Source organism: Aureimonas altamirensis (genome assembly GCF_001463885.1).
Lineage (GTDB): Bacteria > Pseudomonadota > Alphaproteobacteria > Rhizobiales > Rhizobiaceae > Aureimonas > Aureimonas altamirensis.
This window is the reverse complement of sequence record NZ_BBWQ01000010.1, coordinates 210,296-222,512: the sequence shown is the minus strand read 5'-3', so window position 1 is coordinate 222,512 and position 12,217 is coordinate 210,296. Positions and strand designations below refer to the sequence as shown.

The following is a 12,217-nucleotide window of genomic DNA, read 5'->3' as shown; positions in this document are numbered from 1 at the left end:
CCGCCGCTATCGGCGGCCGGATATCTCCGATCCGGCCGAGGCCGGCAGCGACCGGAAGCAGAACAGCGCGGCAACGGTGACGCACCCCGCCGCGATGAAGGCGACGGTAAAATCGGCCGGAACGGGCAGGACACCGCCGCGCAAGACGACCCCGGCCTCCAGTATGCCGCCGGCCATGGCAACGCCGGTGGCTATGGAAACCTGCTGGAAAGCGGCCAGCATGGCGGTTGCATCGCCGGCGCGCGGCGGCGGCACGTCGGCAAAGGCCAGGGCGTTTGTGCTGGTGAAGAACAGCGAGCGGAAGAAGCCGCCGACGAGCAACAGCACCAGCAACAGGATCAACGGCATATCCGGCCGATAGAAGCCGATGACGGCCACCGATGCCCCACCCAGCACGGCGGTCGACATCAGCGCCGTGCGGAAGCCGAAGCGCCGCAACAGCGGGCGCGCCATAAGCTTCATCGCCATCGCACCGCCCACCGTGGCCGCGCTGACGAGGCCGGATTCGAAGGGCGTGTAGCCGAAGCCGAGTTGCAGCATCAGCGGCAGCAGGAACGGCAGGGCGCCCGTGCCGATGCGGAACAGCCCGCCCCCGGTGATGGACGCGCGCAGCGTATCGACCTTCAGGAGAGACAGATGCAGGAGCGGGTCGGGGCTGCGCCGCGCGTGGCGGATGTAGAGCAGCGCGAATAACACGCCGACGGCGGCCAGCGTGAAGCCGATGATGGGGGGCAGGGCCGGCAGCGAGATGACCGACAAGCCGAAGACGAGGCCCGAGCAGGCAAGGCCCGAGATGACGAAGCCCGGCCAGTCGAAGCGGATGGTGGCGATCGGCTCCACATAGGGCAGCACCTTCTGCGACATCACGATGCCGATCAGGCCGATGGGCAGGTTGATCAGGAAGATCCAGCGCCAGTCGGCGTAGGTGGAGATGGCGCCGCCGATCGGTGGGCCGATCAGCGGCCCCACCATCGCCGGAATGGAAAACCATGCCATGGCAGTGACGAGATCGGACTTGTTGGCGGCCCGCACCAGCAGCAGGCGGCCGACCGGCGTCATCATCGCGCCGCCCATCCCTTGCAGAAAACGCGCCGCCACGAAGGCCTCGATGGAACTGGACAGGGCGCAGGCCAGAGAGCCCAGCATGAAGACGACGATGGCGCACTGGAATATGAAACGCGCGCCGAACCGGTCGGCCACACGGCCTGAAATCGGAATGAACGTGGCCAGCGACACGTAGTAGCTCGTCAGCGCAAGCTTCAGTGCGATGGGGTTGGTGCCGATATCCTCGGCGATGGTTGCCAGCGATGTCGCGATGACGGTCGAGTCCATGTTTTCCATGAACAGAGCGACGGCGAGGACGACGGGAACGATGCGCTTCACGGCGGGATTGCTTTCCGGAAAAAACGGTAAGGTTCTCTTATCTCCGCCCGACCGTTCGCACAAATTTGTCGTGAAGGCTCACGACCTGCCCAAACTTGCCCATATTGCAGCCTATCGAGGTTGGGCAAGACAACATGCGTGAAACTGCTAGGAGCAGGCTTATGAATCGTCAGAAGATGGGTCTCGATCGTCGCGGGGCGTTGAAGCTTGCTCTCGGCACCGCCGCGGCCAGCGCGATGGTAACGGCCGCGCGGGCCCAGCAGCCTGCCGCCGAGCCGGCTGCACCTGCCGCCGCACCCGCACCGCAGGCGGGCGGCGAGGGCGCGATGGCGCCGGGCTGGCAGCGCTTCAAGCTTGGCGATGCCCGCATCACGGTTATCCTGGATGGCGTCCGCCCTGGCGACGGGCCGCACCCCACCTTCGGCGAAGACCAGACCGCCGAGGCGGTCGCCGAGCTGATGGAGGCGAACCTTTTGCCGGCCGGCCGCTTCGTCACCTTCTTCAACCCCGTGGTCATCGAGACGGGCGGGGAAACGGTCCTCATCGATACCGGGTTCGGCTCCGGCGGGCGCGACGGCGGCCTTGGACAGCTACGCCAGCGCATGGAAGCCGCCGGCATTCCGGCCGACAGGGTGACCATGGTGGTGATGACGCATCTGCATGGCGATCACATCGGCGGCCTGATGGAGGGAGATGCACCGGCCTTCCCGAGGGCGCACCTGATCGTCGGCCGGCAGGAATACGAGTTCTGGACATCCGATGCGGCCAAGAGCGGCGGCACCGCCGGCAATGCGGAAGCGGTGGCCGCGAAGGTTGCGCCGCTGGAAAGCACCATGACCCTTGCCGAGGATGGTGACGAAGTTGCCCCCGGCCTGTTCGCGCGGGCCGCCTATGGCCACACGCCCGGCCATTTCGTCTTTGAGCTCACCTCCGGCGGCAAGCGGCTGTTTCTGATGGGCGATACGTTCAGCCAGTCTGTCGTGTCGCTGCAGAAGCCGGAATGGCATGTCCGCTTCGACATGGACAAGGCGGCGGCCGCGGCCACGCGCCAGCGCTTTGCCGCCATGCTGGCCGACGAGAAGCTGCCCTTCACCGGCTATCACCTGCCGTTCCCGGCCGTCGGCTATGTGCAGCGCGATGGCGAAGCCTTCCGCTATGTGCCCGAGACCTACGCGCTGATGATCGAGGACGCGGCCCCGGCAAGCAACGGCTGAGGGGCCGGCCATCGACGGCGATTTCGCAATCGCGAAGACATGGGGCAGAACGGGGCTTCCCTAAAGCCTCGCCCCATGCTAGCAGCCCTTGCCATCCCTCATTCGGGCGCGGCCCTTGTCTGGCCCCCGATCCGCTACCGGAAGGACTGGCATGGCCCAGATTATCGAGACATCAACCGGCGCCCTCGCGCTGACGTTCGACGACGTCCTGTTGCAGCCGGCGCACTCTCAGGTCATGCCCGGGCAGGTGGATGTGCGCACGCGCATCACGCGCACCCTGCGCCTCAACCTGCCCATCCTGTCGGCCGCCATGGACACGGTGACGGAAGCCCGGCTGGCCATCGCCATGGCCCAGGCAGGCGGCATCGGCGTCATCCACCGCAACCTGACCCCGGCCGAGCAGGCCGAGGAGGTGCGGCAGGTCAAGAAATTCGAGAGCGGCATGGTGGTCAACCCGGTCATCATCGGGCCCGACGCCACGCTGGGCGATGCCCGCGCGCTGATGGCTGCCCATCGCATCTCCGGCATTCCGGTTGTCGAGAACGGCGGGCGCGGCGGCCAGACGCGCGGCAAGCTGGTGGGCATCCTCACCAACCGCGACGTGCGCTTTGCCTCCGACGACCGCCAGAAGATCCACGAGCTCATGACGAAGGACAACCTCGTCACCGTCCGCGATACCGTCGACCAGCAGGAGGCCAAGCGTCTTCTGCACGCACACCGGATCGAGAAGCTGCTCGTGGTGGACGGCGAGGGCCACTGCGTCGGCCTGATCACCGTCAAGGATATCGAGAAATCTCAGCTCAACCCCAACGCAGCCAAGGACGGGCAGGGCCGTCTTCTGGCGGCGGCAGCGACCAGCGTTGGCGACGACGGTTTCGAGCGTGCCGAGCGCCTGATCGACGCGGGCATCGACCTGATCGTCGTGGATACGGCCCATGGCCATTCCCAGCGGGTGCTGGATGCCGTGGCGCGGGTGAAGCGCATGTCGAACGAGGTGCAGGTGATCGCCGGCAATGTCGCGACGCCGAGCGGCACGCAGGCGCTGATCGACGCGGGCGCCGACGGCATCAAGGTGGGCATCGGCCCGGGCTCGATCTGCACCACGCGCATCGTGGCGGGTGTCGGCGTACCGCAGCTTTCCGCCATCATGGATGCCGTCGCCGTGGCCGACAAGGCCGGCGTGCCGGTGATCGCCGATGGCGGTATCAAGTTTTCGGGCGATCTTGCCAAGGCGCTTGCCGCAGGTGCCTCGGCGGCCATGGTGGGCTCGCTTCTGGCGGGCACCGACGAAAGCCCGGGCGAGATCTACCTGCACCAGGGCCGCTCCTTCAAGGCCTATCGCGGCATGGGCTCGGTCGGCGCGATGGCCAGGGGCTCGGCAGACCGCTACTTCCAGGCCGAGGTGCGCGACACGCTGAAGCTGGTGCCGGAAGGCATCGAGGGCCAGGTGGCCTACAAGGGGCCGGTCAGCGCCGTGCTGCACCAGCTTGCCGGCGGCCTGCGCGCGGCGATGGGCTACACCGGTGCCGCGACGCTGGACGATTTCCGCACCAACGCGACCTTCGTGCGGATTTCCCCCGCCGGCCTGCGCGAGAGCCACGCGCATGACGTGACCATCACGCGTGAAAGCCCGAACTACCCCGGCGGTCTCTGACCGCGCGGGGTCAGGCGACCTCGCCCGGCAACACCGTCTTGATGATGGACCGGTCGAGCGCCTCGTACTCGGCAAGGCCGATCGTGTCGTAAAGCTCGGCCCGCGTCTGCATGGCGCTCAACACCGCCGCGGGGGTGCCGTCGCGGCGGATCGTTTCGTACAGCGCAGCCTGCGCCTTGGCGGCGACGCGCAAAGATGAAACGGGCCAGATCACCATGGCGTAGCCGAGCGCCTGGAACTCGTCGGCGGTCAGCGCCGGCGTGCGCCCGAACTCGGTCATGTTGGCCAGAAGGGGCACGCCGGGCAGCGCCTCGGCAACGGCACGGAACATCTCCACCGATGTCAGCGCCTCGGGGAAGATGGCGTCGGCCCCGGCCTCCAGATACAGCTTTGCACGTGATACCGCCCCCTCGATGCCTTCGCTGGCGGCGGCATCGGTGCGGGCAATGATGACGAGATCGCGCCGCGCGCGCCGCGCCGCCGAAACCTTGGCCGCCATGTCGTGCGCGCCGGCAAGGCGCTTGTCGTTGAGGTGGCCGCACTTCTTGGGCAGGAGCTGGTCTTCTATCTGCACCGCGCCGGCCCCGGCATCCTCGAAGGTGCGGACCATGTTCATCACGTTCAGCGCCTCGCCGAAGCCGGTATCGCCGTCGACCAGGACGGGAAGCGCCGACGCGCGCGACAATTGCCGCAGATGAAAGGTGACGTCCTCCAGCGTCAGGATGCCGAGATCCGGCAGGCCCATGGAGGCGCTGACCGCGCCGCCCGAAAGATAGAGGGCCTCGAAGCCGGCATCGCGGGCCTGTATGGCCGACAGGCCGTTATGGGCGCCGGGGATGCGCATGATGGCCGGCGCGTCCATCAATGCCCGGAAACGCTGGCCGGCCGGAACGCGCGGGCGGTCTTCATCGACGAGATAGGTCACTTCGATTTTCCTTTGACGTATGGCGAGGGCGGCGGGTTCAGCCGCCTTCGCTTTCGGAGGCTTCCCGCACGCGGGAGCGCAGCCGTGGAGCCAGCAGCGGCACAAGGACGATCAGCGCCGTGACAGCCCAGAACAGGATGGCGGTGACCGAGTTGAACAGGATCGTCGGATCGCCGTCCGACAAGGACAAAGCACGGCGGAGATTGTCTTCGAACAGACGTGCCAGGACGAAGGCGATCAGCAGCGGAATCAGCGGAATGCCGACCTTGCGCATGACATAGGCGACGATGCCGATCAGCGTGGTCAGCACCAGCTCGAACGCCGAGTTGGTGGCCGCGTAGACGCCGGCAAAGGACAACCCGAGAACCCCCGGAAACAGAATCCAGTACGGCACCATCAACAGGCGGGCGAACAGGCCGACGAGTGGCAGGTTCAACGCCAGAAGCATCAGGTTGCCGACATACATCGAGGCGATGAGCCCCCAGGCGATCTCCGGGCGCTGCGTGAACAGGAGCGGGCCGGGCGTCACCGAATACATCAGCAATGCTCCCAGCAGCACGGCCGTCGTGCCCGAGCCGGGTATGCCGAGAACCAGCATCGGCACCATCGAGGCGGTCTGCGCGGCGTTGTCGGCGGTTTCGGGCGCGGCAAGGCCGCGCATGTCGCCCTTGCCGAAGGTGCCCTTGTCGGAGACCTTCTTTTCGGCCGTGTAGGCAAGAACCGAGGAGACTGCGGCTCCGGTACCCGGCAGGATGCCGAGGAAGAAGCCGATGCCGGTAGAGCGCAGCATGGCGGGCAGGCAGCTGAGCGTCTCGCGGACCGTCAGCCGCTTGCCCCCGCCGAGTTCGGTGATGACGCCGGAGCGCAGCCCTTCGGCCACCACAAGGATTTCGCTGACGGCGAAAAGGCCGATCGTCAGCACGGTGAAGTCGATGCCGCCGAGGAACTCAAGCGAACCGAAGGTGAAACGCTCCACCCCGGAGCCCCCGTCGATGCCGACGCAGGCAAGCAGGAAGCCGAGCGCGATGGCTGCCCATGTCTTGGCTGTGCGGGCCATGCCCATGGCCGTCAGAAGCGCGAAGGCCAGCGCCATCAGGGCTACGTAATCCGCCGGACCGAAGGACACGGCAAGCCGTGCCAGCGGCACCGCAAGGAAGGTCAAAAGGACAACCGTGACCGTTCCGCCGACGAAGCTGGCGATACCGCTGAGCGCCAGCGCCGCCGCGCCGCGTCCCTGCTGCGCCAACGGATAGCCGTCCAGCGTGGTCATCACCAGCCCAGGGTCGCCGGGGATGTTGAGGAGGATGGACGATATGCGGCCGCCGTAGCCGCTGCCATAGTAGATGCCGGCAAGCAGGATGAGCGCGCTTTCCGGCGGCAGTTGCAGCGAGAAGCACAGCGGCAGCAGCAGGACGATTGCGTTGATGGGCCCGATGCCCGGCAATGCCCCGATGGCCGTGCCGAGGGCGGCGCCGATGAAGGCCAGCGACAGGTTGAACGGGGTCAGCGCGACACTGAACCCATAGGCAAGCGATGAGAGCGCTTCCATGTCAGATCCCCAGCGGGCCGCGCGGCATCGGCAGTCCGAGTCCGGTATCGATGATCAGCAGGAAGGCGGCCGCCAACAGGATCGATGCGATGATGGAGCCCACCCATTTCCCGCCAAAAGCGCGCGCGGTGACGAGGCCGAGCAAGGCGGTCGCCGGAACGAAGCCCAGCGGCAACAGCAGGAACGGGTAGACGAGCGAGGCGATTGCGACGCTGGCCACCCGCATCCTGTGCCCGGCCTCCACTTCGATCGCCTCTGGGCGAAGCATGATGCTGGCGCCCGCCACGGCCAGTACGGCCCCGGCGATGGTTGGAAAGGCCTTCGGCCCGACGGGGTCGGCGGCGAAGGGCACGGAAAGCGACTGGGCATGCCAGATCGCCCCGATGCCGAGCAGGAGCAGCAATGCGCCGCTGGCCCGGTCCACTGTCTTGGCGGCAAGCGGCGTCATCGCCTCTGCCTCAGTTGCCGGATGTCGGCAGGCCGACTTCGGAAGCGAGGGTACGGAAAGCGGCCGTGCGCTCCTTGGCGAAGGCGTCGAAATCTGCGCCCACGAGATCGTATTCGAACAGACCCTGCTCGCCCCGCACCTTCTGCCATTCCGGGTTTGCGTTGAGTTTCGTCAGCGCGTCCACCCAATAGGCATACTCCTCGTCGGAGATGCGGGGCGGTGCATAGAAGCCGCGCACGATCGGCCACTCGACATCGTAGCCCGTTTCCTTGGCGGTCGGCACGTCGGCGAAGGCGCCGGGAAGCCGCTCTGCCGAAAACGTTGCCAGCACCCGCACTTCGCCGGCCTCGAGCTGGCCCATGATCTCGGATGCGTCGCCGGGCAGAACCTCGATCGTTCCGCCCAGAAGGGCTGCCAGCGCCTCACCGCCGCCTTCATAGGACAGATAGCGCATCTTGCGCGGGTCCACCCCGGCTGCCCGCGCGACGAGGGCCGGCTTCATCCAGTCCTGGCTGCCGACCGTTCCGCCCGCGCCGATGGGCACCGAGCCTGCGTCTTCCTTCAGCGCCGCGACGAAATCCTCCAGCGTCTGGAAGCGGCTGTCCTTGCGGACGGCCAGCACGCCGTAGTCGGCGCCGACGGCGCCAAGCCAGCGGACGTCGTTTTCGGAAAAGCGGCCGAACTTGCCCTGCGCGAGGTTGACCCAGGACCCCGTGGAAACGGCGATGATCACGTTCGGGTCCTGCGCGCGATTCGCCTGGATGGTGTTGTAGGCCACGGCGCCGATACCGCCGGGCATGTTGGTCGTGCGGATGCTGGGCTTGACGATGCCGAGCTGGTTCAACTGCTGGCTGGTGATGCGGCAGGTTAGGTCGAAGCCGCCGCCCGGCGCCGCCGGCGCGATGCATTCGGGGTTGCGCGGCTCGAAGGCCGATGCGGGGATGGCGGGGGCAAGGGCCAGCAGGGTTGCAGCCAGAAGCGTGCTTCGGATCATCGTCGGTTTCCTCCCAGAACCATAAAGTGTCGACAGTCTATGCAATAAACTCCCTGTGACAAGGCCATATCTTGGAATTGCGTGATCCGATGATATTATGTGTCGACATTTTCTGGAGTTTCCGATGAGCCGACCTGTGTCCTCGCGAACGGTCTACGACACCTTGAACGCCGCGATCCTGAAGGGGGAGTTGAAGGCCGGCGACAAGCTCAGCGAGCCGGCCATCGCCGCCGAACTCGGCGTCAGCCGCGCCCCCGTGCGCGAGGCCATCCGCCGCCTTCAGGAGCGCGGGCTGGTGACCCATGTTGCAAACCAGGGCGTGCGGGTGATCGCGCCGACGCTGCCGCAGTTTTTGCATCTTCTGGACGTGCGCGAGGCGCTCGAGGGCATGGCCGCGCGGTTGGCGGCAAGCGAGATGACCGAGCGCGAACTGGCCGAGTTGACCGACCTCGTCGACGAGCATGGGGTGGCGCTGCGCGCCGAGCCGCAGGGGCCGTACAATCAGCACGACCGGGACGACGACTTTCATGTCCGTATTGCGCGGGCCAGCCGCAACCCGGTGCTTGCCGACCTGTTGTGCGACCAGTTCTACCCGCGCCTTTTCCTATGCCGCCAGAAACACGGGGCAGTCAAAGGGCGCGGGCTGGAAGCCTGGAAGGAGCATCTGCGCATTCTCAACGCGCTGCAGGAGCGCGACGGTGAGGTGGCCGAGCTGCAGATGCGGCGTCATGTGCGGTCGGCACGGGCGGCGCTGATTGCCGCCAATGCCGGCTAGCCGCCTATGCGGCCCGGCGCTCCGCGCCAAGGCGCCGGCCCGTGCCCCGGATGACACCGTCCGCACCCGCCAAGGCGCCGGGTGCCAGTTCCAGCGCCAGCAGGCGATGCCGCTCATACGGGCCGGGCATCGACAGCGCGCCCGTTGCCCGCGCGCTGAAGCCGAAACGTTCGTAATAGGGGGCGTCGCCCACGAGCAGGATGGCCGCGTGGCCGCGAAAGCTTGCCTCGGCGATCGCCCGCCGCATCAGCATGGAGCCGATTCCCATGCCGTCCAGCCCCGGCAGGACAGCCAGCGGGCCAAGCAGCAGGGCGCGGCGGCCACCGGCGTCGACATGCCAAAGCCGGACCGTGCCGACGACGCGGCCAGCCTCGTCTTCCGCGATCAGCGAAAGCCCATCCGCCGGCAACCGGCCACGGCGGATCGCTTCCGAAGCCTTGCGCTTGCGCGCCTTGCCCATCGCGGCGTCCAGAAGCGCTTCACGTGCGGGCACGTCCGCGCCGTGCTCGGTGCGCAAGCGGATGTCGGGCCGGATTTCCGGCATCAGGAAAGAAGGCGCTGGCAGCATGGCGCGGCACTCCCTCGATAAGGGCGGATGAGTTCTGGCGGCGATGACGGGCGGCACTGGCCGCCCGGCGGATTGTCGCGTCAGATGACGTAGGCGCGCAGCGGCTCGAAACCGTTGAAGGCCACCGAGGCATAGGTGGTGGTGTAGGCGCCCGTGCCCTCGATCAGCACCTCATCGCCCACCGTCAGCGTGATCGGCAGCGGATAGGGTACCTTTTCGTACATGACGTCGGCGCTGTCGCAGGTCGGCCCGGCCAGAACGCAAGGCTCCTTGCGGTCCGCGTCACGCGCGGTGACGATGGGGTAGCGGATCGCCTCGTCCATCGTTTCGGCGAGCCCGCCGAACTTGCCGATGTCCAGATAGACCCAGCGGTTCTCGTCGGTCGCGGACTTGCGCGACACCAGAACCACTTCCGCCTTGATGACGCCGGCGTCGCCCACCATGCCGCGGCCCGGCTCGATGATCGTCTCGGGCAGGCGGTTGCCGAAATGCCGGCTCAGCGCGGCAAAGATCGACTGGCCATAGGCCTCGGCGGTCGGCACGTCCTTCAGATACCGGGTCGGGAAGCCGCCGCCCATGTTGACCAGCGTCAGCACGATGCCGCGCTCGGCCAGCGTGTTGAAGACGTTGGCGGCATCGGCAAGAGCGCTGTCCCAGGCCTCGGTGTCGGTCTGCTGCGAGCCGACGTGGAACGAGACGCCGGTCGCCTGAAGGCCCAGGCGATGCGCGGTTTCCAGAACGTCGATGGCCATGGCCGGAACGCAGCCGAACTTGCGCGACAGCGGCCATTCGGCCCCGGCGCCGTCCGTCAGGACACGGCAGAAGACGCGTGCCGCAGGTGCCGCGCGGGCCACCTTCTCGACCTCTTCGACGCAATCGACCGCGAACAGCGAAACGCCGAGCGCATGGGCGCTTGCGATATCGCGCTCTTTCTTGATCGTGTTGCCGTAGGAGATACGGTCCGGGGTTGCGCCGGCATTCATTGCCATCTCGATTTCGGCCACGGAGGCGCAATCGAAGCTGGAGCCGAGAGACGCCAGCAGACGCAGGATCTCCGGCGCCGGATTGGCCTTGACGGCATAATAGATAGCGGAGCCGGGCAAAGCGCGGCGGAAGCCGATGAAGTTTTCGCGCACGACCTCTAGGTCGACGACGAGGCAAGGACCGCTCGGACGTCGGGTGGCCAGGAAATCGGTGATACGTTGCGTTGCCATGGTTGAGCTCTCCCACGAACCGGAAGGTTGAATAGGAGCGCACGCACGACGGCGAAGAACAGCCTGTGGAGACCCTGTTCTACCGCTGTCCGCGCGAGACGCGACATGCGCCGACGCGATTTCGCCCGCCATGAAAACATGGTTGAGGACGATCTACGCCGAATTGTCTGCCATGGCTTGGAGGGGAAGAACCCGCCGCACTTCAGGCAATGATGGTGTGCCTCTTCAGTAATCCCGGTGGTGGAGACCGGGAGAGACCAGAAAGGCCCGGACCGTCGTTGCTTCAAGGCGTCCATGATTTCGCGAGCAGCAAAACCAACTGGAGGATCACTCCAGGTACCGTCCCGGCAACCCTCGCATATGAGGACCGGGGGACGCCCACAGGCACGTGCGACATGGGGCAAGGCGGATATATGAAAGGGGTGCGTCATACACAACAGGAAATTTACGCTGGACGCGGTTTTTTCTTGCGCCAAGCTTGCGGGTACGATTCTTGAGTGCCGACTATGCGCGGGACGGCGGGCGAAGAGGGGAGATGGCATTGGACACACTCACGCGCATGCGCGCCTTCATCGCCGTGGTCGAGAATGGCGGATTCTCCGCCGCGGCCCGCAAGACGGGGCGCTCCAAGGCGCTGCTGTCGAAATATGTCCGCGAGCTGGAAGACGAGCTCGGCGTATTGCTGATCAACCGGACGACCCGGCAGGTGGCGCTGACGGCGGCCGGCGAAGTGTATCTGGCCCGGGCAAGCGGGCTTCTGGCCGACCTCGATTCCCTCAACGAGGAAGCACGCGCCGCCACCGGCGAGGCACGGGGCACATTGCGCATCAGTGCGGCCCGCACCTTCGGCGATGCCGAGTTCGGCCTTTCGCTGATCGAGTTCGCCAAGGCGCATCCGGAAATCCGCCTGGATGTCCATCTTGACGACAATTTCATCAACCTCGTCGAGGAAGGATTCGACGTGGCGATCCGCATGACGCGGCTGGATGATTCGTCGTTGATCGCCCGTCGGCTGACCTCCCTCGACTTCGTGATCTGCGCGACGCCGGAACTGGTGCGCCGCCACGGCCTTCCGGCCCATCCGCAGGATCTGGCCGACTGGCCCGTCGTGATCGATTCCAACGCGCGCACGCTCTACAACTGGACCTTCCGCGATCCGGACAGCGGCGCGGCCATTCCGGTCAATATATCCGGGCAGTTCACCGCCAATTCGCCCGTCACGGTGCGCGCCGCCGTCCTTGCCGGGCTTGGTGCGGCGCTGGAGCCGGAGTTCATCGTGCGGGAGGATATCGCGGCAGGGCGGCTGGTGCGCCTGCTCGACGCCTACATGCCAAGCGAGGCCGGGATCTACGCCGTCTTTCCGCACCGACGGCATCTTCCGGCGCGGACACGCCTTTTCGTTGACTTTCTGGCAACCTGGTTCCGTCAGAATTGCGCCGAAAAGCTGGGAGCGGCCGCCTGACATCGGCCGCGCCCGCTGAACTCGTCACGGG

Annotated in this window: 11 protein-coding genes; 4 read left to right on the top strand and 7 right to left on the bottom strand. The window is 66.6% G+C overall.

Features of this window, described 5'->3' with window-relative positions:
* Nucleotides 1-6 precede the first annotated feature (6 nt).
* On the bottom strand, nt 7-1,383 hold the full coding sequence (locus tag AUL31_RS07185) for an MFS transporter (protein WP_060603580.1): 1,377 nt from the start codon (nt 1,381-1,383) through the stop codon (nt 7-9).
* A gap of 161 nt (nt 1,384-1,544) precedes the next feature.
* Here AUL31_RS07185 and AUL31_RS07180 point away from each other — a divergent pair, with 161 nt between their 5' ends.
* Together AUL31_RS07180 and guaB are read left to right on the top strand one after the other, a co-directional pair.
* Nucleotides 1,545-2,597 carry an MBL fold metallo-hydrolase gene (locus AUL31_RS07180; RefSeq protein ID WP_060603576.1) on the top strand — a complete coding sequence of 351 codons (1,053 nt, stop codon included), beginning with the start codon at nt 1,545-1,547 and terminating at the stop codon, nt 2,595-2,597.
* A 151-nt stretch (nt 2,598-2,748) separates the two neighbouring features.
* Nucleotides 2,749-4,251, top strand: coding sequence for an IMP dehydrogenase (gene guaB / locus AUL31_RS07175; protein WP_060603573.1), 1,503 nt, complete (start codon nt 2,749-2,751; stop codon nt 4,249-4,251).
* Nucleotides 4,252-4,261: 10 nt separating this feature from the next.
* Here the strand turns inward: guaB and prpB are convergent, their stop codons facing one another.
* Genes prpB through AUL31_RS07155 form a run of 4 tightly spaced genes read right to left on the bottom strand, consistent with a single transcriptional unit; the run spans nt 4,262 to nt 8,167 of the window.
* Complete coding sequence (gene prpB / locus AUL31_RS07170; protein ID WP_060603570.1) at nt 4,262-5,176, bottom strand: methylisocitrate lyase; 915 nt, start codon at nt 5,174-5,176, stop codon at nt 4,262-4,264.
* Between the two features lie 37 nt (nt 5,177-5,213).
* Entirely contained in the window at nt 5,214-6,725 is a 1,512-nt protein-coding gene (locus AUL31_RS07165) for a tripartite tricarboxylate transporter permease (RefSeq protein WP_060603568.1), read from the bottom strand.
* A gap of 1 nt (nt 6,726) precedes the next feature.
* Entirely contained in the window at nt 6,727-7,173 is a 447-nt protein-coding gene (locus AUL31_RS07160; RefSeq protein ID WP_060603566.1) for a tripartite tricarboxylate transporter TctB family protein, read from the bottom strand.
* Nucleotides 7,174-7,183: 10 nt separating this feature from the next.
* A complete protein-coding gene (locus AUL31_RS07155) occupies nt 7,184-8,167 on the bottom strand; it encodes a Bug family tripartite tricarboxylate transporter substrate binding protein (protein ID WP_060603564.1) in 984 nt (327 codons plus the stop codon).
* Between the two features lie 124 nt (nt 8,168-8,291).
* On the opposite strand from AUL31_RS07155, the gene AUL31_RS07150 reads away from it, so the two are divergent.
* Nucleotides 8,292-8,942 carry a GntR family transcriptional regulator gene (locus AUL31_RS07150; protein WP_244489339.1) on the top strand — a complete coding sequence of 217 codons (651 nt, stop codon included), beginning with the start codon at nt 8,292-8,294 and terminating at the stop codon, nt 8,940-8,942.
* A 4-nt stretch (nt 8,943-8,946) separates the two neighbouring features.
* Here the strand turns inward: AUL31_RS07150 and AUL31_RS07145 are convergent, their stop codons facing one another.
* Both AUL31_RS07145 and odc2 read right to left on the bottom strand, forming a co-directional pair.
* Nucleotides 8,947-9,510 carry a GNAT family N-acetyltransferase gene (locus AUL31_RS07145; RefSeq protein WP_060603556.1) on the bottom strand — a complete coding sequence of 188 codons (564 nt, stop codon included), beginning with the start codon at nt 9,508-9,510 and terminating at the stop codon, nt 8,947-8,949.
* Nucleotides 9,511-9,590: 80 nt separating this feature from the next.
* Nucleotides 9,591-10,724: an ornithine/lysine decarboxylase gene (gene odc2 / locus AUL31_RS07140; protein ID WP_060603553.1), complete on the bottom strand. Its 1,134-nt coding sequence runs from the start codon at nt 10,722-10,724 to the stop codon at nt 9,591-9,593.
* Between the two features lie 541 nt (nt 10,725-11,265).
* Between odc2 and AUL31_RS07135 the strand changes: the two genes are divergently transcribed.
* Nucleotides 11,266-12,186, top strand: coding sequence for a LysR family transcriptional regulator (locus AUL31_RS07135; RefSeq protein WP_060603926.1), 921 nt, complete (start codon nt 11,266-11,268; stop codon nt 12,184-12,186).
* Nucleotides 12,187-12,217 lie beyond the last annotated feature (31 nt).

Bases quoted from the DNA above. Each gene is read 5' to 3' on its own strand.
- AUL31_RS07165 (WP_060603568.1), bottom strand. From the start codon at position 6,725: ATGGAAGCGCTCTCATCGCTTGCCTATGGGTTCAGTGTCGCGCTGACC.
- AUL31_RS07155 (WP_060603564.1), bottom strand. From the start codon at position 8,167: ATGATCCGAAGCACGCTTCTGGCTGCAACCCTGCTGGCCCTTGCCCCC.
- AUL31_RS07145 (WP_060603556.1), bottom strand. From the start codon at position 9,510: ATGCTGCCAGCGCCTTCTTTCCTGATGCCGGAAATCCGGCCCGACATC.
- AUL31_RS07160 (WP_060603566.1), bottom strand. From the start codon at position 7,173: ATGACGCCGCTTGCCGCCAAGACAGTGGACCGGGCCAGCGGCGCATTG.
- AUL31_RS07150 (WP_244489339.1), top strand. From the start codon at position 8,292: ATGAGCCGACCTGTGTCCTCGCGAACGGTCTACGACACCTTGAACGCC.
- AUL31_RS07180 (WP_060603576.1), top strand. From the start codon at position 1,545: ATGAATCGTCAGAAGATGGGTCTCGATCGTCGCGGGGCGTTGAAGCTT.
- odc2 (WP_060603553.1), bottom strand. From the start codon at position 10,724: ATGGCAACGCAACGTATCACCGATTTCCTGGCCACCCGACGTCCGAGC.
- guaB (WP_060603573.1), top strand. From the start codon at position 2,749: ATGGCCCAGATTATCGAGACATCAACCGGCGCCCTCGCGCTGACGTTC.